This window comes from Micromonospora sp. NPDC000316 (assembly GCF_042898885.1).
In the GTDB taxonomy this organism is placed as follows: Bacteria; Actinomycetota; Actinomycetes; order Mycobacteriales; family Micromonosporaceae; genus Micromonospora.
Map to the genome: position 1 here is coordinate 72,906 of NZ_JBIAZG010000012.1, position 25,945 is coordinate 98,850.

A 25,945-nucleotide genomic window follows, 5' to 3' on the forward strand; every position below is an offset into this window, starting at 1 on the left:
TTCGTCTGGCTAGCCGCGCGCCCACTCCGGCGGGGGCACCACGGCGAGCTGAGGTTCCCCGGAGATCGGCTCCAGCGCGTACACGATCCGCAGGTTTCCGTCGGCGGCGGCGTCCTCGTCGGTCATGACCCGTCCGCTGCTGCCGTCGGAGCTGACCAGCAGCCACCGGTCGGGATAGACGCTGCCGTCGTCGACAAGTGCCCGCACGCCGAAGGTACGCGCCAGGCTGATGGCGAGATCCCGCTCGTTGCGCCCGGTGGCGTCGGCGAGTTCGGCGTCGCCCGTGAGGATCCAGCCGAATTCCTCGTCCTCGTCGGGCGGGGTGAACATGGCCACCGGCCGGGGGTCCTCCACCGCCCGGTCCTCGATCCGACCGACGTACACGGCCTCGGGGGCGATGCCGTAATCCTGTTGCAGGTGCCGGCGCAGCGCGTCGGCGGGCAACTCGGCCTCAAAGTGGATCTGGTACTGCACCTCTACCCCCCGTAGCTCTTGTGATGGCGGAACACGTCGAGGGCGCGCTCCTGCGCGGCCTCGGTCAGGAACGGGTTCCGGGCCATGGCCGCCTTGGCCTTCTCGATGTCGCCACCTGCGGCAATGTACTCCTTGAGCGCGCCGTACTCGGCTCGGCTGAGCTGTTCGAGTCCCGGCCCCGCCTCGGGAAAGACAGTGCCGGTCGGTTCCACGGCGTACGTGCGTCCGTTCACCTCGTACCGTTGGCGTTCCGGGTCCCATTTCGCGCGGCCGGCGGCGATGTCGTCGAGGTCCTTGGCCACGTCGGTCCCGGGCATCACCACCGTGTTGACCTCTTTGCTGGGGTTCTTGGGGCGGATGCTGTCGAGGTTGTGTCGCGAGTTCGGCGGCTTGAGCGGAATCTTGCCGGCCGGGCCGGGGACTGCCCGTCGGGCTGCTTCGGCGGCGTCGTCGGCCGCCTTCGGCCCCACCTCCTTGGCCTCGCGCATCGCGGCCGACGCCGCCTTCGCGATGATTCCCGAGGCGGCGTCGCCTGCGCCCTTGCGGCCACGCCTACCCAAGGATCGCCTCCAGTGCCTGGCCGATCAGGAAGTCGATGGCGATGTCGACCAACTTCTTGAAGACCGGAATCTCCAACAGGGACGCGCCGAACGTCGGGGCCGCCGTCGCGATGGCCTGCGCGATCGAGATGGCCAGCAGGGTCAGCTGCACGATGACGTTGATCTTCAGGGCGAGGACGACGAGGGCGCAGACCAGCAGGGCGGCGCCCACGGCGCGCGCACCGAAGCCGATGTCCTGGAGTACGGCGGCGGCGGAGTCGGAGTCCGTCCACTGGCTCCAGAAGGCTTCCAACGCGCTGCCGTCGTTGCCGGCGAGCAGCGCGACGGCGGTGGTGGCGTCGGTTGCTGCGGCTTCCGCCTCGGCGCCGAAGGCGATCCACGCCTGAGCGAGCTCGAAGAGCCGTTCCTCGTCGCTCTCCGGCCACAGATAGCCGAGTTCGTTGAGCAGTCCGGAGAGCTCGCCGGGGATCTGGATGCCCATCGTGTCAGACCAGCCGGTCGAAGAGGGCGGCGTTACGCGACTCGACCTCGTCGTACGCCGTACCCATCTTGGCGAGCCCGTCGCCGAAGCCGGCGAAGGCCGCGACCACCGACGTGATCGACTGCTCGGCGATCTGCTGGGCCGCCTGGTACGACGCGCCGATCAGCCCACCCACGTCGTCACCGCCGAAAATGTCGCCCATGCCGTCCGCGGTCGCACGCAGCCGCTGCCACTGCTGATCAAGGCGCTCACCCGCCCGCTGCACGCCGGCAGCCGCCAGCCGCAGCTGCTCCGGGTCGACATCCAGGGGTCTCACCGTCGCGGTGTCCGCAGCAGTGCGACGACGTCCTGAAGTGCCTCGTTCATCTGGGCCATCTGCCGCAACGAACGATCCTGCACCTCCTGGAGCCCTCCCGCCAGGCTGTCGAGCTCCACGGTCGGAAGCTCGGGCTGGTGACTGCCGAGGTCGTCGAGCGCCGCGTTGACCGCCGCCCTGACGTGCTCCATCAGGTCCTGCGCCGGCAACCGCATCAGCCTCGGGTCGACAGTCAGCTCGTCGACGCGCCCACCGCGAACCGCCGCCCGGACCCTGCCGTCGAGCGCCTCGCCGTGACCGACGGGCTGCTCCTCGTCGGCCGGCGCCTCGCCCGGCGCACGGGAACGCGCCGCCTCCAGGGCCTGTCGCGTCTCGCTGAGCAGAGCGTCCAGACCGGTGAGATGAGCATCGTTCGGCACAGCACCGAAAAATACCAGTCAAGCACCATCGGTGATGACCCGTCGAAGCGCCCCATAGACGCTGACCTGGCGTTGCACCGAACCGATCCGGTCACCGGCGCAGGCGGCGCGAGCACTCACCGTCGTGGCCGTCGCGCAGCAGACAGCGCCTCCCGTTCGGCAGCCGCAGGTCGCAGAAGACCCGGTGGCGCAGGAACTGCGCGTCCTCTTCGGAGACCGTGGTCTCCCCCGGGTCCGCCATCGGCAGCACCAACATCCAGCGACCGACCACCCGGGCCAGGCGCTGCGCGGCGGGCAGGTCGGCGGCGACGACGGGCAGGTGGATGACGTACCGCTGGCTCATCTGGTGTTGTCCCGCCCGGCGCAGCGGCCAGCGTGGTCGGTCTGCCAGCGACGCAGCGCGTGCTTGATCCGGGCGGTTTCGAGGCGACTCTCGGCGAGAGCGGCGTAGACGGCGGCCATGTCGCCCGCGACCCGGTCGAGGAAGGCGTACACGTCGTCGGGGTTCAGACCGCGACGTCCGGGCGCGGTCGGTGCGAAGCGGCGCTCACGCACCTGCCACGGCAGCAGACTGGTGTACGCGCCGGAGCGATACGTCGTACCACCGCTCGCCGGCTCTGGTCGCTGATTTCTGGCGCTCATGTCTGCCTGCCTTCCTGGCGCGCAGGGCGGGGGTGTTCGGGAAGCACGGCGACCGTTCGGGGGGACCGACGGCCGCCGTGCTGTGATCAGCCTGCGACAGTCCGCAGTGGAAGCGCAACATTCCAGACCGCAATTTCGCCGTTGTGCATTGACTTTCTTTGCTGAAACCCGTAGGAGTTGCAGCAGCAGGTCACGCAGTGTTGCGTAATGGAACCAGGGAGTGTGCGGATGCCCGACGACATCGGATCGACAGTGCCGCGTCGGCAACTCGGCCGGCTGCTGCGGCAGTTCCGCAACGAGGCCGGCGTGACGCTCGACGCCGCTGCCGAAGCCCTCGAATACAGCCGACAGAAGATCTGGCGCCTCGAATGCGGCCAAGGCTCCGTCCGGGTGCTCGACGTCAAGGCGATGTGCGAGCTGTACGGGGTGTCGCCCGAGATGACCGAGGCAATGCGCGGGCTGGCCGCCGAGACGAAGTCGAAGGGCTGGTGGCACGCGTACGGGGATGCGGTACCGAACTGGTTCGAGCTGTACGTGGGCCTCGAATCCGCCGCCTCCCACCTCCGCCGCTACGACGAGTCGCTCATCCCTGGGCTCCTGCAGACCAAGGAGTACGCCCGCGCGCTCTACCGTCTCGGCGGGACCCTGAGCGAGGAGGAACGCGAGCGGGCCGTACAGGTCCGGCTCCAACGGCAGGCATTGCTCTCTCGGCGGTTGCCGACTGCTCCCAGGCTTGAGTCCGTGCTGTCCGAGGCGGTACTTCGCCGTGGCGTTGGTGGCTCGCCAGTCATGACCGAACAGCTTTCTCACCTCACCAAGCTGTCCGAACTACCGAACGTCAGCGTCAGGGTGCTTCCACTGGCAGCAGGCCCGCAGCCCGGCGCGGTTGCGGGGTCCTTCGTGATCCTCGACTTCCCGGCGACAAAGGGCGGCCGTACCGCGCCGGAACCGTCCGTGATCTACAGCGAGTCGTTGACCGGCGCGCTCTACCTCGACAAGCCCGACGAGTTGGCCGCCTACCAGCGCGTCTGGCGAGGGCTGGATGCGCTGGCCCTCGGCGAGGCAGAATCGACTGACATGATCAAGCAGATCGCTGGGGAGATGCGGCATGACTGACCTGACCGGCGCCGTCTGGCGCAAGAGCACCCGCAGCGGCGACAACGGTGGCGACTGTGTCGAGGTCGCCACCAACCTGCCCAGCATCGTCGCTGTCCGCGATTCGAAGGACAGCCTGGGTGCCGTCCTTACGTTCAGTCCGGATGCCTGGATCGCCTTCACCGGTGCGGTCGATCTCAACGCGCTCCGATAAGCCCGGGATAGACCTGCCGTCGTCCATCAGCGCCCCGCGCCCCCCGGGCCCTCCTGGCCCACTCCTGCAGACACCGCTGGGTCAAACGGGGCATCAACTGGACACCCGCCGGTCCGGCGCATCGCTTCTCCGCCTTTTCCTGTCGCTGTCGCAGGAGGGGCAGCCGTACCCGACGGTCGGCAGGCCGCGCCGGCCAACTTCGAAGCGGGCGAGGGTACGGGAGCAGCGACCACAGTCGTCGCCGAGCTGCCCGCTGCCCGGTGCGATGCCGGGCCGACGTCGCTGCGCCCGGCGTACCGCGTCTGCGAAAGCTGCGTGTTGTGTCCGCAGGACCACGCCGGGATTCCGACCGAGCAGCGAGCCTGTCGACGTCCAGACCACGTCGTCGATGACGGCGCTTGACTCAAGGATCGGGACGCAGGGGCGGATGTTCACCCCGCCATGTTTGGCCTCCGTCGCCTCGGCTGAAAGGTAGCCGTCCGGGTCCGGCTCAACCCATATGGTCACGGGTTCGGTCTCCACGTCCTGCTCGGCGACGAGCTTCAGCGACGGGATCAACGACCGCAGCCCGACCAACGGTGCCCGGGGCAGCCACATTTCGACAGAGCGGGCCCCCGCGAGGTCGTCGCGCAGCAGCCCGGGTACATCGCCGCTGACCCGTTGGGTGGTCGGTGCGTGGTGGAGCGCCTCTTCCCACGATACGATGCGACCTCGTTCGTGTAGCTTCGCGAAGAACCGCCACACCGCATCCCTTGCGGCGCGGTGCCTGTGCAGTTGGTCGAGGGCCGCGACGACCACAAGATGGTCGCGGGCACGGCTGGCCGCGACATTCAGCAATCGGGCGCCAGCACCGCTCTTCTCCCCCTCGGTGAACCAGCGGTGCAGTGGACGTACGCCGGCGCCGGTGTCAACGGTGTCGTAGATGACGATGTCCCGCTCGCCACCCTGGAACCGGTGGACGGTCGACGCGGCCCAGTCTTCCAGCTCTGATTCCGGCAGAAGCGACTCCAACAACCGGGCCTGCGCGGCGAAAGGTGAGATGACGCCAAGGCTGGACACCTCAGCGTTCGAGTCGGCGAGAAGTCCGGCGACGAGTTGCGCGTGCATCAGGTTGTATCGGGAGGACATGCCCTGCTTGCGAGCGGTTCGCGCACCCAGCAGGGACGTGTCGAGCAGGACGAGTTCGCCGTCGGCCCAGGGTGCGCTGCTGCCGGGCGCCCTGGTGGAGACCGTCGGCGCGGTGACCAGTGGGCTCTCCGGGTAGAACGCTTCGCTGACCACATGGTTGATGTCGCCTCGCATGCGGTATTGCTGGGTGAGGGCCGCGAGCCGGGTGGGTGACATGCCGGCGCCCACCGCCAAATCCACGCCAGCCCTCTCGAATGGACTACGCAGCAACCATTCTTTCGCTGACGGGGTATCGGCGACGACCACCGGCGGCAGTTGCCGGAAATCACCCGCGACGATGGTGTGGCCGCTGCCCACGCCCGCGACCAGCATCGCGAGGGCCGTCGTTGTCATACTAGCCTCGTCGAGAATCACCACGTCGAAGGTCAACTCTCGTAACGTCCGCAGCACCACCTGATGGGAGGTCGCGGCGACCACCTCTGCCTCTCGGCAGACCTGTCGGCGTACGAATTGCAGCGACTCGTCGAGTTCCCGAACCAGGGCCGTTGAGTCGGCCAGGTCCCGCTCTAGAGTCAGCCGCAGCTGTTGCTCCTCGTCGGTCAGGTCCGCGTGCCGCCGTTCCAGCGATCTGAGCCGCTCCCGCAGGCTGCGGACCCGCTGCCCCTCCCGGACCCGCTTCTCGGCCAGGACTTCACCACGCTTCGCCGCGATCTCGTCGATCAGGACGAGTCCCTCGCTACGCCCGATGAGGGACGTGTCGGAGGGTTGGCCGAGTCGGACCAGAGCGCCACCGGCCAACTCCGGGATCTCTTTCAGTACGGCCTGGACCGCGACGTCGACTGCGGCGTTGGTGGGGGCGGTGAGCAGAACGCGCAGGCCACTGACGCAGAGCTGCGCGACGAGGGCGCCGATGGTGGTGGTCTTCCCGGTTCCCGGCGGGCCCCAGAGCCATGTGACACCTGGGGTCAGCGCGAGTTGGACGGCGTACCGCTGGCCGTGGTTGAGGCCCTCTGCAGTGACAGCCGGCAGCTCCTGCGGCGCGGCGTCGTGGCCCGCGCTTAGCAGGGCCACCGCAGCCTCCGCGTTGAAGCCTGGACCACCATTTGTCAATTCCCGCAGGCGTTTGCTCTGTGCGGAGAGCAGCCAGGAGAGATCGCAGCGCAAGGTCGCTTCAGCCGGCACAGTTGCCGCTGGCGGCACCGACAGTGTCACCACGTTGCCGAAGACCGATACCACCTCGACATCGATCGGTACACCGTCGACGACGAGCGTCGCCTGGGCACCCTCGGACACCCCGAGATCACCCTCGGCCTCGAACCGCATGAGCTTGCGAGACGTCGTCTCGGCGACCACGAATCCGCCGCTGAGCTGCACGTCCTGAAGGGTGCGTCGGTCTGTCACGGCCCGAAGTTCGTCGTTCAGCGCCCGCGCGGCCTGCTCGGCGATACCTGGCCACGCACCGGGCACCGGCCCGACCGGCGGGGTCGACTCGTCCATGGAAATGCCGATGGAGGTGGCGAGCTGGCGTACCTCGACGGCTGCCCGCCGGGCAGCGGGCGGCTCCGGCGGACGCTGCGCGGGGGGCGTCGCTTTCGCGTCGGCCGACGGTGCGGCCCATCCTCTCGGCACCCAACTGTCACCGTGCAGGTCGGCAAGACCATGCGTAGCGCAGGTGATGTAGAGGTCGCTGCTGTCAGCGCGTACGCCCGCGTGGTGGAGGGCGGCCAGAAGTGCTTCCTGCAACATCGGCCCCTGCGCGAGCGCCTGCCGCACCACCTTGACGATTTTGCGCTCGGAACCAACTCCCACAGAGAACCCCCGTCACCAACGGAACCCGCCACGGTTCCGATTCGCGGCAGCACCAATGCGTTCGCTCGGTTACTGGCCGGGTTGATTTCAGTCCAGGCTAGGGCCGAGAGAGGTACGGGAAGCTGGCCCGAATGGGCAAGGTCATTACCCGAAGCGCGTTGACCGCCACCCCCTTCGCGATCATGGACGGCTGTCCGGTCGATGAATTTGCATGCCCCGCTTCGTCGGTCCGCTACGAGGCCCGAACTTCGCCGTCGCACCTCCGTGGCAGCATGTCGATCATGACGAACCGCCAATCAAACATCCAGCGGCTGGTTTACGGCCACGCCACGATGCACGGCTGCCTCGCCTTTGCCGACGCCAACACTGCGACCGAGGAGGCCGCGGAGATCCGGGCGCTCGCCGCCGTGCAAACGTGGGGCGAGGCCCGGCAGGTCCAAATGACCCACCTGTGGAACCCCGCCGGCCCGGAATATCACGAGCCGGACGACGGGTAGCCGACGACAAGCCCTTCGCCATCTCCGACGTAGGTGCCGTCGCGGACGGAAACTGGCCGCGGATGGTCACCGAGCGGGCGCTTACGCTGCTGCCGCAGGACCTCCAGGACCGGTATGGGAAGCGGCAGGTCACGATCCATGACGGCGACTACCTCGAAATCCCGTTCGCCTGCGAGGCCGAACTGGTTGCCGAGCTACGCCAGCGTGGCTACGAGGTGACCCGTGACGACGAGCTCATTAACGTCATCGACGGCTTTAACCTCGGCTCACAGCCCAGCTGACCGGCCATTCGACGCCGTGTGGCCCGGCCCAGGCTGCCGCCGCCATCCCTGACTGCGCAGCTCAGGCTAAGCGCGCGATCGGTGATCCGGCTGAGACCGGCAACGGTCAACGACGGTCGGCGCCCGTCAGCTGGAACTCGTAGCGATCTGCTTCGCGGGCGACAGCACGCACGACGGACTGAAAGGCCTCCGCTGTCAGTCCGTCCTTGGGAGTCCAACCGTGGGCGACCATCCGCCCTTCGCCGTCGACGCGGAACCCCGCCAGCCGGCTGTGTCGGTTCTTCTCCCACGCCTCGCGGTAGAGGCGGTCCCCCTGTGCGACGACATCTGAGCCGGCGACCACGGCGGTGAGGAGATATCCGTCCGGCACGTCTTGTATGCGCACAGTATGCGAGCGGCCATTGGCGAAGGAGACTTCCACATGCCGCCGCTTGGGCCGCATGTCCTCGGTCGCACACAGCCGTTGCCAGTCATCGCGTATGCCTAACATCCCGCTCCAATTCCGTTCTGAACTCCTTGAGCAGTCGATCGCGTTCGGGAAGGTGCTCCCGCTCGAGCCCGTCGGCGAGCGTCGTGACCCGCCGGATCAAAGCCGCGACACGGGAATGGTCATGTTGCAGTGTGGTGAGAAGGACATCATCCTCGACGGTGACGTCGTAGCTGCCACCGCGGGTTTCCACGGTGCCGAGTCGGGCAGGAATCCCGTTCGACGAATTGGCCAAGTCATCCCACTGGTCTGAGCTGCTGATCCGCCCGATAGGGCTCACACAGTGCACGAGCAGATTGGTACCTTCCCATTCAAGTAGCAGGCTAAACGGCTGCTGTCGCCCGCCGGCGAAAGAGACCGTGCCGAGGAGCGTGCCCCGTCCGGGTTGACTACGCTCCCACTCGATCGTGAGGCCCGGTAGGACCACGCGTGCCAAGGAGTTGAAGCGGTCGAGTTGCCGCGTGGCCATTGTCCCGTCCACGGCCAGCGGTCGATCTTCTCCGTCCAGATGCTCTGGACGCACCGGGAAGGACGTCTGAAGCGGCCCCGCCGGCGGCGGTGGAACCACCTCATCGACGAGCGCCTCCCGGCGGACGTCGAGGTGCCCGTCCCCCGCCGTCGGCAACGTCAGGCCCTCGTGCATGAGTCGAAGAAAGTCATTCATTCTGCGCAGTACGCGACGGACCTGAAGGCGTTCCACCGTGTCGGTGAGGTGGGGGTAGTAGACCTGCAGCAGGTCGTCGTCGACTGCCGGCCCGCTCAGGCTCGTCAGCCGGCGCTCACTCTCGGACCGCACGCGATCGACCCGGCCGATTCGCTGCTCGGTCGCCGAAGGAGTCCAGGCGAGACCGTAGTGGTAGACGCGGGAGCAGAAGGTGTGTAGATCCTCGCCCTCCTGCAGGAGGTCTGTGCAGATCAGCACGAGTGGATATCCAGGGAGACGGAACTGTTGCACGTGCCGGGTGTTCACCCGGCCGGACATACCGGCGACGGGTTCCTGCGCCGTGAAGAGCCGGCCGACAACGGTGCGGGCTTCCCGCAAGTTTGCCTGCCGCAGGTCGGGAAGGTTGATGTCGAGCACCAGGTCGTGGTGCTCGGCCAGGGCCTTGAGCTCGTCCACCGCAGACCAATCTTGGCCTGCAGTCGGGCCCGGTGCCTGTCGTTCGAGTTCGTCGAGGTAAGCGGCGATCAGCCCATCGGCGTCGATCGGGGCCGCCGGGTCCAGGGTTGGCAGATGATCGGTGACAACAGCATAGAGATCGATAAAGGCATGCCCGAGCCGGGCAGCAGCGGAGAGTATCTGCGCCCGGAGGTACTGCTCTCGGAAAGACTCTGCGAGGTCAGTCTTGGTGGTTTCCGGCCAGATCAGGCTTCGTAGCTGCGGCCGTTCCCGAAGCTCGGTGAAGAACGTCAAGGTCTCCAAAAGGCCAGGATCGGCCTCGGCCGAAACGGCGCTCCGCTTTTCCGGGCGGTACAGCTCGCGCCAGATCACCTCGGCAAATTCCCGATGTGGTCCCTCGTGATGGGCGAGTAGTTCGAGCGCAGCCGCCTGCACGGCGTCGAAGCGAGCACCTCGGGTCGACTGCCTGGCCTCGGTCAGGTAATGGCGTGAGTGTTCGCGTACGAGCCGATCAACCTTGTCCCGTTCCTTGCCGAGCGCAACCGCCAGCGAGTCCCCGACCTGCCCGGGTCGGGCGCCCAGAACCGCCATGACATGGTTGTCGTCGAAGAAGGTGCCGAGGGCGCCGCCCTGGTTACGGAACCTCGCCTGAATGGTCGCGCCGCTGACGATGCCAACCGGGCCAGCGCCTCGGAAGAACCACGCGAAGAAGGTGTCCTGGCCACCGACGTCGTCGTCCTCCCGCACCTGATCCGCCGCTACGACAGTCGGGACGCGCAGCAACCGCTGGCGGCGGAACTCGTCAACGGCGTTTTCGAGCATGGCGCGATGCTCCGCATTCAGCCGGCTCCGCAGCCGGTCGATGAGCCAGTCGCTGTACTCGTCGTCCAGCTTGCGCTTGAGTTCGGTGACGGACGCGACGCGACGGACGAAGACGAGCCCTTTGCAGCCGTCGCGCCAGGAGGTGCCGAGAGCACGGACGAGGGCATCCATCTTCGGGTGTGGCAGCTCGCGACCGAACCGCTGGAAGTGCTCCCGGGTCAGGTCATTGAGCATTGGTACGTCAATGCCCTGCCGCTCTGCCGCATCCGCGGCCTGCTCCGGGTCGTCGAAATTGGCCTCCACGGTCTCGTCCGCGACGTCAGCGGAGTTCTCGCCCGGGGCCGGCTTCTTGGCGGCGGTGGTTTCGAGGAACGACTCGAACGACGCGAGCATGCCAACCTGGAAACGGGTGCCGAACCGCTCGTTGTCGAGCAGTTCACTCACCTTCTTCTGGATCAGCGCAACGGTCAGCCGCTGCCGGTCGTCCGTGATGTGGATCGGCTCGTCGTGCTCGGCGACTCCCCCACTACGCCACTCGCGTCGGTAGAGGTTCTTGGTCAACCGCTGCCCGGCGACCTCCAGCGATGTCACCCGGCGGATCAGAAACTGTCCCGCGACGTCCCGCCGCTGCTGCTCGCTGGTATCCGGGTCGCGGAGCAATCGGTAGGGCTCGGCGAGTCCGAAGACATTGAGCTGGTTCCACAACTGGCGGTAATCGTCGTCCACGGGCGTCGCGGAGAGGAGCAACACTTTGCCGGCCCGCTGGCCATACTTCTTCTGCAGTAGCGGATCGAGGTCTACGCGGTCACGACCGAGCACCGTGGCGAGGACTCGGTTTCGTGACGACGACTGCGGGCCCCAGCCGTGTTTGAGGTTGTGTGCCTCATCGACGATCACGAGGTCGAAGTGCGGCAGCGCGGCGTTGATGGCCTGCGCGAACCGGTCCTTGATGACGTCCGCGTTGGCGCGCAGGTCGACCAGCTCCTCGGGAAGCCACGGCACCTGCGTACGCAGTCGGTCGCGCAGGTTGCGTCGCTGCTGCGGATCCCTGCGCATGGGCATGCTGAAGCTGGAGAGACGGACGAAGAAGTCCCGGTCGGGGCTGACCGCAGTCTCCTCCAAGAGCTGGATCAGGTCCCGGCAGTGTACGAGCGGACGCGCCGGCAGCCCACCCGGCATCCGCACCCGCAGGTCGTCGAGGCGCACGTTGTTCTTGATGAAGACGCCCTGCTCCCGCTGCCACTTCCGCTGGATGTTCTGGCGCGGCGCGATGACAAGCACCCGCAGGTCCGGCGTGAAGTGGCGCAGCAGCGCGACGACGCCAAGCGCCACATACGTCTTGCCCATGCCGACCTCGTCGGCCAGGTAGGCGACACGATGGCTCTGCAGCATGTTGTGCAGGGCGACCGCCCCGTGAAGCTGATCTCGCGCCCGCTGCGGATTGCGGATCACCCGGTCGAAGTCCAGCAACTGCGCGGCGGTGTCGACACTGATCCTCATGCCGTCACCGCCTCCGTCTTGAGGAACCGGGGTTCGTACCAGTCGAGAAACTCGGCCATCTCGGCGTCGTTGCGCGCGGCGAGCTGCTGCCGTAGGGCTGCCCGCACGGCGAGCGCCTGTTCCAGCCGGGATACCCCGGTCGGATCCGATACCCAGAACGTAGGGAAACCGTGGCGGACGTCGTCAGCGAGCTGTTGCGCGCAGAGCACCATGAGGTAGCGGTCCAGCAGGTCGCCCGCAGAGTCGTTCACCACATGCTCGACGAGGACGGGGAGAGAATCGTACTTGGCGCCGAACATCCGGAACCGAGCCTCCTCGATCCGACCCTCGTCGAGGGCTTTGCGCACCGCGCGGCCCAGCGACGCGAACCCGTGGAAGATCCCGGCGAACCGATCGAAGATCGTGTCGAGGGGCTTGACCGGAGCCGGCTCCACCGGCAGATCCGCCCTGGTGCGGGGCAGCGCCCCACCATGTTGGGCCAGGTAGGCGTTCCGCTGCTCGGCCGTGAGCATCGACCAGTAGCGCAGGATGTCGGCCGGCGTCAGGTCGAGCAGGATCGAGGGCCGGTGCGCCATGCCCGTCTCGTGGACCAGGACGATTCCGCGCTGGTCGCCAACGACCGCGGTGAGGAAGCTTGTCTCGCGGAGCCGCTCGCGCAGGATCGCCGCGTCGCCGGCGGCGAGGGCAGTCCAGGCTGCATGCTTCAGGTGACCGATCTCGAATCGGTGTACGCCGCGGTCGTACACCTCGATGCTCGGGCTGTCGCCCGGGCCGTCCCACAGGACCTCGGCCTGGCCGGACGCCCAGTCGAAGCGGGCCAGCAACGGCACGAAGCCCTGGTCGACGCCGTCGTCCTCGCCGACCGGCTGAGCGAACGGCGGTGGTTCCTCGATCTCCTCCAGCCAGAACCTCGGGCGCCGATCGACGGTCACCTCCGACAGCACCCCGGTCTCGACGTTGCCACCGCCCGAGTGCGCCGGCCTGGTCAGGTTGAACGACCCGACAAGGGTGACCTCCCAGTCCTTGGTGAAGAATCGGTACACCTTCGCGTGCACCGTCCGGTAAGTCGCTCCCGTCGCCTGCTTACCGCCGCGCGCCAGGACCGCCTTGGGTAGCCGCCCCCACTCCCCTCCACGTTCGCGTACCCAGTCGTAAAGCTCCGGACGGCACCGTGCCAGACCACCCTCTTCGGGCAGCAACACCCGCCATCGGCGCGGCTGGAAACGGTCGATGAGGCTCTCCAGCGGCGCCGACGCGTCCGCGTCGTCGAGGTACGGGGAGAGGACTTCCATATTCACGCCACGCAGCCACTGGCCGGCGATCTCGTCGATCTGATCTACCAGGTCCTTAGCGCCACGCCGGCCGTTGTAGAGGAAGTGGGGGTGCATCCGGTGGTTCGCCGAGCGGTGCACAATCGGTTGCACGGTGCGAAGCAGACCGCGAATGTCGTCCAGGGCTGGGTGGGACTCGAAGTTCCGCGCCATCCTCCGCAGATGTTCGAGAAAACGCTGGATCTCCGGGGCAGTCCGCGACCGGCCGTGCTCGCCGATCTCCTCCAGGTGGGCGCATTCGACATTCTCCCACCAGCCCGTCTGTGTCAGGTTCGCGGAGCCGGTGAGCATCACCAGCGACCGCTCCTGAGTCGACGTATCGCGCACGAGGATGAAAGCGTTCTTCGGATGGAAGTAGCCGGTGCGGGGTCGGACCGGGATTCGGCGTACGTCCAGGCAGGCTGTTCCGTCACCCGTCACGATCGCACCAGGGTCGTAGTAGACGGCGACCCGGCCGGCGAGTGGGCGCAGAGCCTCCTCGAGCTGGAGGCATCGGATCTGCGGGTCCTGGTGCAGTTGGACGTCGAAGAGAGCCGGCAGGATCTCGCGCTCGAAGAAGCCGGGGTCGAAGCGGAACGTGCAGAACAGGGCGGCCAGCACCTCACGACCGTTGATTTGCTCGCGGAGCGCCTCGGTGAGCACCGCCCGGGGAATGCCCTCGCTCACGCCTCACCCTTCCCGATTGCTGCCAGCATGGACACCAGTGACGGGATGAAGTACGGATACCGCCACAGCTCTCGGAGCTCGTCACCGGTAGGCAGATCGGCCGGCTCATCCCGGAACCGCACACGCAGATGGTCCTGGTCGGTCACCTCCAGCCAGGGGAGTGCCGCACCACGCTCCTGCATCGCCGTGGCGTTGCGCTCGGCCAAGGTCCTGATGAGCGCCGGATAATCGCCGTGGGCGAGCGCCTCGGCGATGCGTGGCCACTCCTGGCCGGGCAGCGTGGACGCCGCAAGCGGGTCGATCGAGTCGAGGCGGTCCCCCCAGGACGATCGGAGGTCGGCCACGGCGTGGTCGAGGTGGGCACCGTTCCGACCGAGCAAGTAGCTGAAGAGCAGGGAGGCCGGCGCGAGCACGGATTCGCAGGCAATGATCCGGCGCACCAGGTCGGCGATGTCACTCCAGCCGCGTGACCCAGCGTCCTCGGCGATTGATATCAGGTACGGCCGTGAGGGCCAGATGGAGTTAGCGGGCCTGTCTTCGAGGAGAGTGGCGAGCTTGGCCTGCCGTCCCTTGGTCGGATCACTCGGTCCGCCCTCGACCAGGTGGTACCGGTAGAAATCGATCTCACGCTGCGACATCTCGGGGGTGAAGATGCGGGCCACCGCCTCAGACTTCGCGCTTGCGCCTAGGTCGAACGCCATCCGGTCCCGCCGCAGTTCCCGTACGAGGTTGCGGGCATCGCGGCCCCACCCGGATTCCAATCGCGGAAGGTAAACAGCGTCCACGAAGGCGCTGGCTTCATGGGTGAGCCGCACCGGGCTTCCCGGCGCGACGAGCCCGGACACCCGCGCCGGAGCCGTGTAGTTGCCGAGTAACCCGTCCGTACGCTGGTTGCTCAGAATCTGGTGCTCCGGCTGCGCCGACAGATAAACCCTGCCGCCGTTGCTGCCGGCCTTCGCAGCCCGCGCAGCGATTCGCTGCAGCCCGAAGAAACCCCGATGATCGTGCACGACGTGCCGCACGTACGCCGCCATCTGCTCCCAGATCAGAAAGGCGTTCGTCGGGTTGTCGAGCTCGTCTGCGGCGGCGAGTTCAGCCAAGCGCAGCCCGACGAGCAGGGTGGTGAAGCCCGGAAGCGAGTCCGTGACCGTCGTGAGATTGCCGATGAGCGGGCGTCCCGCGGCTGACCACACGGCCTGCGCACCGAGCCCGTCGCGGGATCCCTTCACGCGTGCACGAGGATCGACGTCGGTCAGAAAGAGCGCCACGGGCGTAATCATCCTCAACTGGAATTCGACCGCCAATCATCCGTACCGACACAGATCTCGGGCGTTCCGCCCCGGCAACGTACTCGGCGGCCAGAAAAACCGGCGGATCACGAGATGACACATCGGACGATATGTCGATCCGCTGGTGCTGAGTAGGTTGAGCGGATGTTGACGGCGGGGATCGACCTTGCGGCGGAGGACACCAACACCGCGGTCGCCTGGATCCGGTGGACGGCGAGCGGGGCCGTGCTGGAGGAACTGACAGTCGGCGCGGGTGACGATCAGCTCCTGCGGGCGGCGTTGGCAGCCGACAAGGTCGGGATCGACTGTCCGCTGGGATGGCCGCAGCCGTTCGTCGAGTTCATCATCGCCCATCACCGCGGGGATCTCGCCGTGCCTAGCGACCTGGTGGGGCGCGCCTGGCGCAGAACATTGGCCTGGCGCCGCACCGATATGGTCACCCACGAGCTCACTGGTCGCCTCTCGCTCAGTGTGGCGGCGGATCGGATCGCACACACCGCGATGCGCTGCGCCGCAGTCTTAGCGAAGCTGGCCGCAGAGGGCCATCCGGTGGACCGCAGCGGCAACGGGGCCGTCGTCGAGGTCTACCCTGCGGCGTCGCTCAAGCAGTGGGGCCTGCCCTTCCGGGGCTACAAGGGCCGGCAAAACGGCAGCGCGCTGAACAACCTGGTCGGTGACCTGCTGGACAACGCGCCATGGCTGCGCCTCGGCGACTTCGAGCCGATGTGCCGGCGTAGCGACCATGCAGTCGACGCCGTCGTAGCCGCCCTGACCGCACGTGCGGCTGCCATCGGCCAAGCCACCAGTCCCGGGCCCGCCGACGTGGCCGCCGCCTCCACCGAGGGCTGGATCGCTCTACCGACTACACCGTTGACCAGCCTCACTACCACTGAAGCGGAGTCCTGACGGCATGCGTTACGAAGATCTGTTGGGCGAAGTACCGGCCGGGTGGCCCGTTCCGGACGTTGCCGCGCTCGCGGCGGCCCGGTTGGCAGCGCACGACGCGCTTGAAGACACCGACTGGGCAGGAAATCGACTCAAGCGCTACTACGACCCGGCGGGCAAGTTCGCCGGCGCGACCTTTCGGACCGTCACCCCGAACGACCCGGGACAGATCACGGCCGCCGATCTATTCGCGGTGACGCTTCTTAGTGTCCAGCTCCGCCCGGCCGCCGCCCGTCGGGTGCTTGACGACGATCGTCATCGTGATGCATTGCAGCGCAGCTTGGCTGCCGTGCCGGGCAATGTCTGTCTCGCAGACGCCGATGCTTCTACGCTGACAAGAGCAAGTGCTCTTTACGAGGATTTCAAGCGAGCGCTGGCTCGTCCAGGGTCGACCAGGTCAGACCCGTGGGTGACCGCCAGCAAGCTGTCCGCCCGGAAGCGGCCACGCCTGATTCCAGTTAGAGACAAAGAGGTACGAAACGTCCTGCATATACCGCGCGGTTCAGACTTCAGGTACGACTGGTTGATACATCGAGGACTGATGCGCGACGCCACAATCGTCGAGCTGCTAGGCGAAGCAACGGCGAGAGCTGTAACCCCGGACGGAATGCGGGTCACCATTTCCGACTCAACCCTACGGGTGCTCGACGTCGCACTCTGGACGCATGCCATCGGCCTCGGCGCGCCTTAGGTCCCCGCGCGATGCTCCAACCGCCGGCCCAGCAGGCACGACTTACGTCGGCACCGCGGACTCAACGCCCGACACCTTACTTACTGGCGGTCGGGGACGAACGGCAGGAAAGGGCTCGGCGTGCCACTCCATGAGACGTGCAACGCCTCCCGTGCCCTCGTACTCGCCACGAACAGCAGGCACCGCTCCCGGAGCAGGTCACTCTCGTGCTGCATCGGATCCACCTCAGCCGGCGTGACCTCCTTCGCGAACGGCACCGCCCGCGCAGTGAGGCCGACCACCGCCACACACCGAAACTCCAGTCCCTTCATCGCATGCATGGTGGCGAGCCGCACCCCATCGACGTCCGCGCCGGGCTGATCTCGAACCCGCACAGACGGAACCCCGGCGGCAGCCAACGCGGCCTGCACGTCGCCCAGTGTGGTGTTGAACCTGGCGCATACCGCAATCTCACCGGCTGCCACGCCCTGCTCCAGCCACTCCCCGACCCTCCCCACGAGCGCGGCGATCTCCGCCTGGCTCGTCGGATACCCGGCGGCGTGGGGCCGCTTGCCGTGCAGCAACGACCGGTATCCGGTGAGGCTGTCGTCGCCGTCGCCGTCGAGGTCTTCGATCCGCGACCCGCCAAGCACGCCGGTGGACCAGGTGAGGATCTCCTCGGTGCTGCGGTAGTTGACCCGCAGCCGGCTGCTGCGCCCAGCGACGGAGATCCCGAGAGCGTTCAGGGAGACGCGCGAGTCGTAGATCCGCTGATGCGGGTCTCCGGTGATGAACAGGTCGTCTGAGCCGGCTGCCACCGCGGCTCGCAGCACCCGCCACTGCGCCGGATGCAGGTCCTGCGCCTCGTCGACCACTACGTGTTGGTACCCGTGCTCACTACGGTCGGCATCGCCGAGCAGCTGTGCCGCCCGAGCGCAGATCTGCAGGTGAGTCTGAGCTCCGGCCGCCACCAGCTCCTTCTGAAACATCTCAACGGCGTCCCACACCCGGTCTCGCTGCCGAAGCCCCAGCGCCACGCCTCTCCCTCGCCGGTTGGCCGTCCGGTATTCATCACGGCTCTGCACGTCGCGGGCCAGGATCACGTGTCGGAACTCTTGGGCGAGAAACTGCTCAGTCCAGGGCAAGGTCAGCCGCCGACACACCCGCCGCCAGACCTGCCGCTCGTCCACGTCACCGATCGGAGTCGACACTCGCCCGCCGAGGGTCCGCACGGCACGGTTCGCGAAGGCGTTCACCGTGGTCACCTCCACCCGGGTCAGCTGCTGCTCGTCACCGAGAAGTAGTGCCAGGTTCTCCCGCAGGGTCGCGGCCAAGGCGTTGGTGTGCGTGGTGAGCAGCACCCGACTGTCGGGCTTTCGAGAGAGCAGGTGCTTGACCCGGTGCAGCGCCACAACCGTTTTGCCGGTCCCCGGTCCACCAGTCACCTGGGCCGGCCCGTTGTAGGAGACCCGGTAGGCGACCCGCCGCTGCAACGGGTGGAGGAAGACGCGCCAGGCGGCGAAGGGTTTGTCGAGGATCTCGGCGAGCTCGTCGGGACGGCTCACCAGGGCGATCCGGCTCTTTGTGTTGGCGATGGCCACGGCCAGGCTCTCGCTCGGCTCCGGTGTCGCGTCCGCAGGGCGACGCTCGGCGACGACATCACAGTAGACCTCGTCCGGGGTGAAGCCCTCGGCGAGGTATTGCAGCACCTCGAACTGGTCCTCGGGCAGTAGCCTGCCAAACGCGTCCAACTGCGACCTGTCGGTGATCGTGCGTACTGCCCGCAGTACCTGATCGTCGATGCCGAGGTCTCGCAACACGGTGTTGGAGTGACGGGCGAAAAGCAACGTCGGCGCCTCCGCCGCCGCCTTCTCCAGCGCAGGGGTGAGCTGCTCGATGGCGACGACGTTGCGGACCTCAAGCGCGCGGGTCGCCGTGTTCACCGTGTAGAGCCGCTTCGCAGCCCAGTTGTACGCGTCGTCGTGTGGCACGACGTTGAGCAGCAGGAAGGTGTCGCTGCCGTCGTCGGGCGCCAACACGACGCCGCGCCAGAAGTCGGTGATCCGAATGGTTCGCATCCGTGGGTCTCGGGCGTTGTTCACCGACTCCAGGTGCAGGCCCTTGTCGGCGTGCAGCTCGGCGATGCTCAGCTGCTGAAACTTCTCCATCGCCTTGCGTACGCCGGCCCTCACCGGCTTCTCCAGGACGTCGTAGCTCTGCCAGAAGGTGTTAGCAAAGGCGAGCTGCGGCACGGTCGGGGCCTCCTGCGTGATCGGTCGGCGCGCGGATGCGACCCTACCTGCCACGCTATCGGCTTCCAGGCCTACCTGAATCCCATCACTGCCCGTAGCTGTCCATAATCTGACAGCGATTCGCAATTTCTTGAATCCGAAGAGTCGTCAGATCCACACTGGTGCATGGCCCGCTCGGACGGTACGCCAGATGGAAGCCGCAGCCGCCAGAAACCGCCTCGACCGGAGGTGCCCGCGCCCGACGGCCTTCCCCCTTCGTTGCAGCCGTTGTTGGCGCGAATCGCCGATCGCCGGGCCGCCCGCAGCGAAGCGACCCTGCAGGCCGACATTCGACAACTCCTGCTGGCCGGTGACTTCGGCCTCGCTGAGGCCCACCTCGACGTTGACCTCGAAGCTCAAGCCGGCGGTGGCAGACGTATCGACATCGAGGCTGGCTACACGGTCATTGAGGTCAAGCGACGACTCCAGAACGGACGTCCGCTGCAGGAGGCCGAGCGGCAACTCGGCGGCTACGTTCGCTCGCGGAGCCACGAGAGCAGCCAACGGTACGTCGGCATCCTGACCGACGGGGCCACCTGGCGTGCGTACCAGCTAACCGGCGACTCGCTGACCCTCATCGACACCCACGCATTGGCTGCCACTCGCCCCGACGGTTTGGCCCTCTTCTACTGGCTTGAGGGCGTGCTGGCGACGAGTCAACGGGTCCGGCCGGCACCCGCCGAGGTTGCCCGTCGTCTTGGCGCGGGGAGCACCTCCCACAAGCTGGATCGCGCTGCGCTCGCCGCCCTCTACGAAGAGCACGCGCAGGTCCCAACCGTGAAACTGAAACGGCAACTCTGGGCGGGGTTGCTGGACAGCGCGCTCGGCACGCAGTTCGTTGACGACCCGGACCTCTTCGTCGAGCACACCCTGCTGATGAACAGCGCACACATCATCGCGCACCTGGTCGTCGGCATCGATGCCATGGATCTGCAGCCGCAGGACCTCATCACCGGGCAACGGTTCGATCAGGCCCGAATCCTCGGCGTGGTCGAGCACGACTTTTTCGGCTGGACCACGGAGGTGCCCGGTGGTCGCGAATTCGTCCAAGGGCTCACGCGGCGGCTTGCTCGGTTCGATTGGCTCCGAGCCGACCACGACATCCTCAAGGTGCTCTACGAGTCGATGATTGGCGCAGAGACGCGCAAGCGGATGGGCGAGTACTACACCCCGGACTGGCTCGCCGAGCATCTTGTCGATACCGTCGTCACCGATCCGCTGCGGCAACGGGTGCTGGACCCCGCTTGCGGCTCCGGCACCTTCCTTTTCCACGCCGTACGCCGGTATCTTGCTGCCGCCGAGGCGGCGGCCGTTCCGCTCGACACCGCGTTGACACAGCTCACCAAGCATGTGGTTGGCGTTGACCTACACCCGGTCGCCGTGGCGCTCGCACGGGTGACCTACCTGCTCGCCATCGGCCACGAGCGGCTGACTGATCAGCGCGACGCCATCACCATCCCGGTCTACCTCGGCGACAGTATGCAGTGGCGGGAACGACGCGACCTCTTCAGTGAGGAGCACGTGCGGATCAGCGCCGGTTACAACGCAAGCGAGGTCGAAGAGTGGCTGCGCTTCCCGAAGGAACTACTCAACGAGCCGAGCCGCTTCGATCAGATCGTCGCGGGCCTCGCCGCCATCGCGGCGAAACCAAGAGAGGGGAACGGCCCGCCGTCGCTGACCCCGTTCTTCCACCGGATGAAGATCGGACCCGACGACCAGCCGATGATCCTCAGCACCTTCGAGGCGATGTGCCGGTTGCACGACGAGGGTCGCGACCACATCTGGAGCTACTACCTGCGCAACCTCGCCCGACCGGTCTGGCTCGCGATGCCGGCAAGTCGGGTGGACATCCTCATCGGCAACCCGCCGTGGCTGTCCTACCGTCAGATGCCGCGGGACATGCAGACACGCTTCAAAGAGCTGTCCCACGGCCGCGGGCTGTGGCATGGCCGTGAGTTCGCGACGCACCAGGACCTCTCCGCGCTGTTCGTGGCCAGAACAGTCCAACAATACCTACGCGATGACGGCTCATTCGCCTTCGTCCTGCCCAATTCGGTGCTCGATCGCGACTACTTCAAAGGCTTCCGCAGTGGGTGGTACGAGGACACTGCCGAACCGGCCGGTGTCGCCTTCACCGGCTCCTGGGACCTGCGCCGCTTGCGTCCCCACATCTTTCCGCGCGGTGCCAGCGTCGTTTTCGGTGATCGAGCCACCCTGGGCACCTACCGGCGTCTGCCCTCGGTGACCGAGCGGTGGACAGGCCGGGTGCCGTCGAACGCCAAGTCATGGCGCCTGGTCGAACCGCTCGTCACTCGCGAGGCAGCCGATCTGGTCGTCAGCGAATCGGCCCTCACCGGGTCACCGTACAAGGCGCGGTTCAGCCAGGGCGCCACGATAGTGCCGAGGCTTCTGTTCTTCGTCGAGTCAGATTCCGGCGGGCGGCTGGGCCTCGGTGCCGGTCGTCGCTTCGTCCGCTCGTCGCGCAGCAATCTTGAGAAGGCCCCATGGAAGGAACTGCCCGCACTCGAAGGTGTCGTGGAGACCGAGTTCATCCGGCGCGTGCTGCTCGGCGACTGTCTGGTGCCGTACCGAGTCCTCCCTGCGAAGGAGGCGGTTCTACCGCTCGACGGGTCCGCGTTGATGACCTCCACCGAATCGCGACTCGACTACTACTTCGGTCTCGCTGACTGGTGGCGGCGAGCCGAGGCAACCTGGAAGGCGCACCGCAGCAGCGCCCGGCTCACCCTGGCCGAGCAGCTCGACTTCCGACACAAGCTAACCGCGCAGATCCCCGCGCCACCGCTGCGGTTGGCCTACACCGCCTCCGGCATGCACGTCGCCGCAGCAATCGTCGACGATCCGACCGTAGTCATCGAACACGGGCTCTACTACTGCGCTATCGATACCCGATCGGAAGGCCACTATCTCAGCGCAATCCTCAACAGTCCGGCCCTCACCGCGCTTGCCCAACCGCTGATGTCCTACGGGAAGGACGAACGGCACGTCGACAAGCACCTGTGGAACTTGCCCATTCCTCGATATAACGAAGCGAATCCGACGCACCAACGGCTCGCGGAGTTCGGCAGTGGCCAGTGCCAGACCGTTGCCGGGCTCAGCTTCGCTGACGGCATGAACTTCGTTACGATGCGCCGCCGGATTCGCGCAGTGCTGGCTCAGCACCCTGGCACCTCCGAGATCGAGGCGATCGTCAGGGAGATGCTCAGCTGACGGAGTCGGATCGAAATTGACGATTCAGGGCCCCGATCACCGGGAGCGCCGCAGCCCGGCGAGCAACTCGGCGACCTCGACGGCACTGGGGTCGGTGGCACCGTGCAGCCGGGTCAGGTCCTTCAGAAGGTCACCTAGCGTTCCCTCAGCGGCTGGCCGCTGCCCTGCACCAAGTTGGAGCAGGCCGATCTGCCGACGCAGGTCCAGGGTGCGTGAGTCGTCCGGGCCGTAGACATCGCTCTCATCGCCGAGGAGCGCGTCGAGCTGACGCAGCGCCTGGCTGGTCTCACCGAATAGAGCGCGGCAGGTGGCGCCGCGAAGGCGGCATTTCAGGGCGCGATCGGCATGCCGGCCGTCTCGCTGGGCGATATCGTCGGCGAGTTGTTCATACGTCGGCGCGGCCCGACGGTAATCCCCCTCCTCGAAGAGCGCGTCCGCAAGTTCAAGCCGAGCACGGAGAACATCGTCGTCGGTGTCGCCGAACGCCTCCGCAGCTGGCGCGACGGCTCCGGCCAGCAGTTCCGCGGCTTGGCCGTAGCGGGATGCCCGGGCGAGTCGGGCTGCTTCCACCCGCGCCTGGCCAAGTTCGTCGCGCTTGGAGCGCGCACCCTGACGAGGTCGTGGAGACGCGGCGGGTTGAGCGGTCCTGGAGGATGGTGGAGCCGTCAACAGCGACGCCGGGTCGGGCTGTGGTGACACCGGCGCAGGCGGCGAAGTGACTCGCAGGGCTGTCGGCGAGGGCGTGAACACCCGGCTGAGCACGGCCGCGTACATCCGGGTGGGGCTGGTCGTCGATGGCGGAAGCAGCACCCCCGGGAGCGGCCCCAGCCCGGTGGCGTACGGCAGCAGTTGGCGGTAGACGACGTGAGCCCCGGCGGGTCGGTCCTCAGGCTGCTTCTGCAGCAGGTGCAGGAGCAACTTCTCCAACGCCGCCGGCACGTCGTCGCGGACGCCGCGCACCGGCGGCGGCGGTTGACTGACCTGCTTGCTCCACACGTCGAACGAGGTGGATCCGCTGAAGAGTCGCTCGCCGGTGAGCATCTCGTGCAGAGTGCAGCCGAGCGAGTAGAGGTCAGTGGCGGGGCCACTGATGTTGGTCTGGATCTGCTCGGGCGCCATGTAGGCCGGAGTGCCGGGCGGCAAGCCAGTCGCGGTGATCTTGGAAAAGTCCGGAAGGGTGGGCGCGGCGGCGAGGCCGAAGTCGAGCACCTTGACGGCCCCGTCTGGCTGCAACATGAGGTTGCTCGGCTTGAGGTCGCGGTGCACCAGCGAAGCCTCGTGGGCGACGGCAAGCACAGCGCAGACCTGGGCGGCGATCGCAGCGGCCCAGCCGATGGGCAGGGCGCCCTGCTCGGCCACCAGATCGGCGACGCTGATGCCGTGGATACGCTGCATGACCAGGTAGGGCCGGCCATCGTGGGTGCCGACGTCGTAGACGGCGGGAACGCCGGGGTGTTCCAGACGGGCGGTGATCCGTGACTCGCGGACGAACCGGCGGATGAAGTCCTTGTCCGGCTCTCCGTTTGGGAAGCGGATGAACTTGACGGCGACCCGCCGGTCGAGTTTGGTGTCGTGGCCGAGCCAGACCTCGCCCATGCCGCCCCGGCCGATGGGTAGGTCGTCCAGCTCGTACCGCCCATTGATCAACACGCCCACCTCGACACCCCGTTCCGTTCCTCGTTCCTCACCATGAGGCGGGCTGGTCGGGCGACACCGGCCGCAGGCTACCGTCGCCGAGGCCCTGAATTCCGCGCCCGACGAGTTCCTCACCGAGCGTCATCGCCTCCCGCAGCCGCACCTCGAATGCCATCAACTGCCGGAACGCGTCGCCGTAGCGGCGTTGCTCGGCTATGGGCAGCCGGGGCAGCCGGATGCGCCGAATGTCGATGCGGGCGGCCAGCGACGACCCGCCGGAGTCGCCGCACCGCCGCGCGGTCCGCAGGAACCCAGCCAGAAAGTACGCGTCGACCTGCTCCGGGTCGGCCCGGAGCAGGTAGAGCCGAGGGCCCAGGAGCGGACCGCCCTCGCGGACCACGTGAACGGCGGGTGCACGCGGTGCCAGCGGTACCAGCACGTCGCCAGCTCGGAGGATGACCGCTCCTGGGGGGTTCCTTGCGGTCCCGGACGCCGGGTGCCCGAGGCGAACGTCCCGAGCGGTCAGCACCAGTATGGGGCCGTCTTCGTCGGTCCTCATTGCCATCGGGGCCTGCCGGATCGTCACGGCGCCCGACCTGACCAACTCGCCGATGGTCGTCATCGCGCGCCCCCCGACGGACGCGGAGACAGTCAACGTCGGCAGGATCGGCACCAACTCCGCGACGGCGACGCGCAGGGATTCCAGCACTGGCGAAAACGCAGGCTCCGCCGCCCCGGCTGCGGCCAGATGCACCGCCGGAGTGATGTCAACGTCCCCGTCCAGCAGGTCGGCGATCGGCACCGCCCGGCTCCCGGTAGGCAGGTCGAGTCCGCTGAGGTATGCCCGCCAGGCACGCTCGGCGAGCCCGGGCTCGGCCCGGGCGTCAACGACCAGAAGATCACTCGGTCGGACAAGGTCGTCGCGGCGTCGCAGCAGCCACAGGTCGGGCGCGACCGCGCCGCTAGGGCCGGTCGGTGGCAGACTGATTACGCCGCACAACGTGCCAGTGCGGAGAAGATTGGCCCGGATCCGTCGACCGGAGCGTCGCGCGGAAGCCGCGGCCGGCATGAGGATCGCCACCCGCCCGCCGGGCCTGACATGCGCAAGACAGTGCTGCACCCAGGCCAGCTCGGGTTCCCCGCGTGGCGGGAGCCCATACTCCCAACGGGGATCGCCCGCCAGGTCGTCGTGTCCCCGGGATCGATCCCCGAAGGGCGGACTGCAAACCACCGCGTCGAACAGCTCGCCGGAGTAGGCGTCGCAGCGTAGGGAATCTGCCGTCGCGACACGAGCGTCGCCGCCATGCAGCAGGAGCCGGGCGAGTGCGATTCGAGCCGCCGCACGGTTGATGTCTTGACCGCAGACCTTGCTGGCACGTGGGAGGGCTCCGGCGAGTAGCAGGGTGCCGAGTCCGCAGGCCGGGTCGAGCAGGCGATCGCCCGGCGCCGTTGTCAGCGCGATCATGATGGCCGCGACAGTTTCCGGCGTGACGGTGTGCCGGCGCGAGTGGACCTCCAGGTACCTCTCGCAGAGGAAGTCGAAGACGGCCCGGTGCCCGTCCACCTCGGCCGCTGCGGCGGTCAGCCGCACAATGGCCGCAACGCCGTGATTGGGTCGGTCGGCGAGCAGGTCTCCGAACTCCGGTTCGGCCGCGCGCAGCCGCTCGGCCAGGCAACGTACAAGTACGGCATCCGGTTCGTCGGCCAGCGCCTTCCACCGGCCCGGGTTTTCGGCCATGAATGCCAGGAGCGCGCCGAGATGACCGATCCGGTCGCCCAGTTCCAGGTCGGTGGACGCACCGCGCAATAGCTGCCAGACCCGGTCCCTGGGGGTGACCTCGAACGGCTTGTCGTGCCGGGTCGTCCACGCTTCGATGTCGCCGAGCGCGAAGAGAGGGCTCGCGGAGCTGCCGCCGACGGGCTGCGGGAAGTCGGGGAACCGTCGTCGCCAGTTGCTGACGGCTGCCCGACCGACACCTGCCAGGCGAGCGATGTCGCCTACAGCTACGGTGGCGACCCAGGCTTCGGATTTGTTCATCTCCGCT

General features: G+C 67.4%; 22 protein-coding genes. 7 read left to right on the forward strand and 15 right to left on the reverse strand.

What is annotated here, in order from left to right; genetic code table 11:
* Nucleotides 1-9: 9 nt before the first annotated feature.
* From ACFY2Q_RS21830 to ACFY2Q_RS21860, 7 genes are all read right to left on the reverse strand, one after another.
* The gene (locus ACFY2Q_RS21830) at nt 10-474 is read right to left on the reverse strand and encodes a hypothetical protein (protein ID WP_387133040.1); all 465 of its coding nucleotides are present in this window, start codon (nt 472-474) and stop codon (nt 10-12) included.
* 2 nt (nt 475-476) lie between these two features.
* A complete protein-coding gene (locus ACFY2Q_RS21835) occupies nt 477-1,034 on the reverse strand; it encodes a hypothetical protein (protein WP_387133042.1) in 558 nt (185 codons plus the stop codon).
* Entirely contained in the window at nt 1,027-1,515 is a 489-nt protein-coding gene (locus ACFY2Q_RS21840; RefSeq protein WP_387133044.1) for a hypothetical protein, read from the reverse strand. The genes ACFY2Q_RS21835 and ACFY2Q_RS21840 overlap by 8 nt, the downstream gene beginning before the upstream one ends.
* Before the next feature lie 4 nt (nt 1,516-1,519).
* Nucleotides 1,520-1,831 (reverse strand): WXG100 family type VII secretion target, encoded by a 312-nt coding sequence (locus tag ACFY2Q_RS21845; protein WP_387133046.1) that lies wholly within the window; start codon nt 1,829-1,831, stop codon nt 1,520-1,522.
* Entirely contained in the window at nt 1,828-2,250 is a 423-nt protein-coding gene (locus ACFY2Q_RS21850) for a hypothetical protein (protein WP_387133048.1), read from the reverse strand. The genes ACFY2Q_RS21845 and ACFY2Q_RS21850 overlap by 4 nt, the downstream gene beginning before the upstream one ends.
* A 91-nt stretch (nt 2,251-2,341) precedes the next feature.
* A complete protein-coding gene (locus ACFY2Q_RS21855; protein WP_387133050.1) occupies nt 2,342-2,593 on the reverse strand; it encodes a hypothetical protein in 252 nt (83 codons plus the stop codon).
* Complete coding sequence (locus tag ACFY2Q_RS21860) at nt 2,590-2,892, reverse strand: DivIVA domain-containing protein (protein WP_387133052.1); 303 nt, start codon at nt 2,890-2,892, stop codon at nt 2,590-2,592. The genes ACFY2Q_RS21855 and ACFY2Q_RS21860 overlap by 4 nt, the downstream gene beginning before the upstream one ends.
* Nucleotides 2,893-3,120: 228 nt before the next feature.
* On the opposite strand from ACFY2Q_RS21860, the gene ACFY2Q_RS21865 reads away from it, so the two are divergent.
* On the forward strand, nt 3,121-4,008 hold the full coding sequence (locus ACFY2Q_RS21865) for a helix-turn-helix domain-containing protein (RefSeq protein ID WP_387133053.1): 888 nt from the start codon (nt 3,121-3,123) through the stop codon (nt 4,006-4,008).
* Entirely contained in the window at nt 4,001-4,201 is a 201-nt protein-coding gene (locus ACFY2Q_RS21870) for a DUF397 domain-containing protein (RefSeq protein WP_387133054.1), read from the forward strand. The genes ACFY2Q_RS21865 and ACFY2Q_RS21870 overlap by 8 nt, the downstream gene beginning before the upstream one ends.
* Nucleotides 4,202-4,294: 93 nt before the next feature.
* Here ACFY2Q_RS21870 and ACFY2Q_RS21875 read toward each other — a convergent pair whose 3' ends face one another.
* Nucleotides 4,295-7,138: a DEAD/DEAH box helicase gene (locus ACFY2Q_RS21875; protein WP_387133055.1), complete on the reverse strand. Its 2,844-nt coding sequence runs from the start codon at nt 7,136-7,138 to the stop codon at nt 4,295-4,297.
* Between the two features lie 131 nt (nt 7,139-7,269).
* On the opposite strand from ACFY2Q_RS21875, the gene ACFY2Q_RS21880 reads away from it, so the two are divergent.
* Both ACFY2Q_RS21880 and ACFY2Q_RS21885 read left to right on the forward strand, forming a co-directional pair.
* The gene (locus ACFY2Q_RS21880) at nt 7,270-7,635 is read left to right on the forward strand and encodes a hypothetical protein (protein WP_387133057.1); all 366 of its coding nucleotides are present in this window, start codon (nt 7,270-7,272) and stop codon (nt 7,633-7,635) included.
* Nucleotides 7,636-7,697: 62 nt separating this feature from the next.
* On the forward strand, nt 7,698-7,916 hold the full coding sequence (locus ACFY2Q_RS21885) for a hypothetical protein (RefSeq protein WP_387133059.1): 219 nt from the start codon (nt 7,698-7,700) through the stop codon (nt 7,914-7,916).
* A gap of 106 nt (nt 7,917-8,022) precedes the next feature.
* On the opposite strand, the gene ACFY2Q_RS21890 is transcribed toward ACFY2Q_RS21885, so the two are convergent.
* From ACFY2Q_RS21890 to ACFY2Q_RS21905, 4 genes are read right to left on the reverse strand one after another with little or no spacing between them, the layout of a single operon-like run.
* Nucleotides 8,023-8,337, reverse strand: coding sequence for a hypothetical protein (locus ACFY2Q_RS21890; RefSeq protein ID WP_387133060.1), 315 nt, complete (start codon nt 8,335-8,337; stop codon nt 8,023-8,025).
* A gap of 49 nt (nt 8,338-8,386) precedes the next feature.
* Nucleotides 8,387-11,845, reverse strand: coding sequence for a helicase-related protein (locus ACFY2Q_RS21895; protein WP_387133062.1), 3,459 nt, complete (start codon nt 11,843-11,845; stop codon nt 8,387-8,389).
* The gene (locus ACFY2Q_RS21900; protein WP_387133064.1) at nt 11,842-13,842 is read right to left on the reverse strand and encodes a hypothetical protein; all 2,001 of its coding nucleotides are present in this window, start codon (nt 13,840-13,842) and stop codon (nt 11,842-11,844) included. The genes ACFY2Q_RS21895 and ACFY2Q_RS21900 overlap by 4 nt, the downstream gene beginning before the upstream one ends.
* Nucleotides 13,839-15,110 (reverse strand): hypothetical protein, encoded by a 1,272-nt coding sequence (locus ACFY2Q_RS21905; RefSeq protein ID WP_387133066.1) that lies wholly within the window; start codon nt 15,108-15,110, stop codon nt 13,839-13,841. Before ACFY2Q_RS21905 ends, ACFY2Q_RS21900 begins: the two co-directional genes overlap by 4 nt.
* 165 nt (nt 15,111-15,275) lie before the next feature.
* On the opposite strand from ACFY2Q_RS21905, the gene ACFY2Q_RS21910 reads away from it, so the two are divergent.
* Together ACFY2Q_RS21910 and ACFY2Q_RS21915 are read left to right on the forward strand one after the other, a co-directional pair.
* Nucleotides 15,276-16,037, forward strand: coding sequence for a DUF429 domain-containing protein (locus tag ACFY2Q_RS21910; RefSeq protein WP_387133067.1), 762 nt, complete (start codon nt 15,276-15,278; stop codon nt 16,035-16,037).
* Between the two features lie 4 nt (nt 16,038-16,041).
* Nucleotides 16,042-16,767, forward strand: coding sequence for a DUF6308 family protein (locus tag ACFY2Q_RS21915; protein WP_387133069.1), 726 nt, complete (start codon nt 16,042-16,044; stop codon nt 16,765-16,767).
* Between the two features lie 80 nt (nt 16,768-16,847).
* Here ACFY2Q_RS21915 and ACFY2Q_RS21920 read toward each other — a convergent pair whose 3' ends face one another.
* A complete protein-coding gene (locus tag ACFY2Q_RS21920; RefSeq protein WP_387133071.1) occupies nt 16,848-18,998 on the reverse strand; it encodes a UvrD-helicase domain-containing protein in 2,151 nt (716 codons plus the stop codon).
* Nucleotides 18,999-19,163: 165 nt separating this feature from the next.
* On the opposite strand from ACFY2Q_RS21920, the gene ACFY2Q_RS21925 reads away from it, so the two are divergent.
* Nucleotides 19,164-22,265 (forward strand): N-6 DNA methylase, encoded by a 3,102-nt coding sequence (locus ACFY2Q_RS21925; RefSeq protein WP_387133073.1) that lies wholly within the window; start codon nt 19,164-19,166, stop codon nt 22,263-22,265.
* A 36-nt stretch (nt 22,266-22,301) separates the two neighbouring features.
* Here ACFY2Q_RS21925 and ACFY2Q_RS21930 read toward each other — a convergent pair whose 3' ends face one another.
* Together ACFY2Q_RS21930 and ACFY2Q_RS21935 are read right to left on the reverse strand one after the other, a co-directional pair.
* Complete coding sequence (locus ACFY2Q_RS21930; RefSeq protein WP_387133074.1) at nt 22,302-23,921, reverse strand: protein kinase; 1,620 nt, start codon at nt 23,919-23,921, stop codon at nt 22,302-22,304.
* A gap of 28 nt (nt 23,922-23,949) precedes the next feature.
* Nucleotides 23,950-25,938, reverse strand: coding sequence for an N-6 DNA methylase (locus tag ACFY2Q_RS21935; protein ID WP_387133076.1), 1,989 nt, complete (start codon nt 25,936-25,938; stop codon nt 23,950-23,952).
* Nucleotides 25,939-25,945 lie beyond the last annotated feature (7 nt).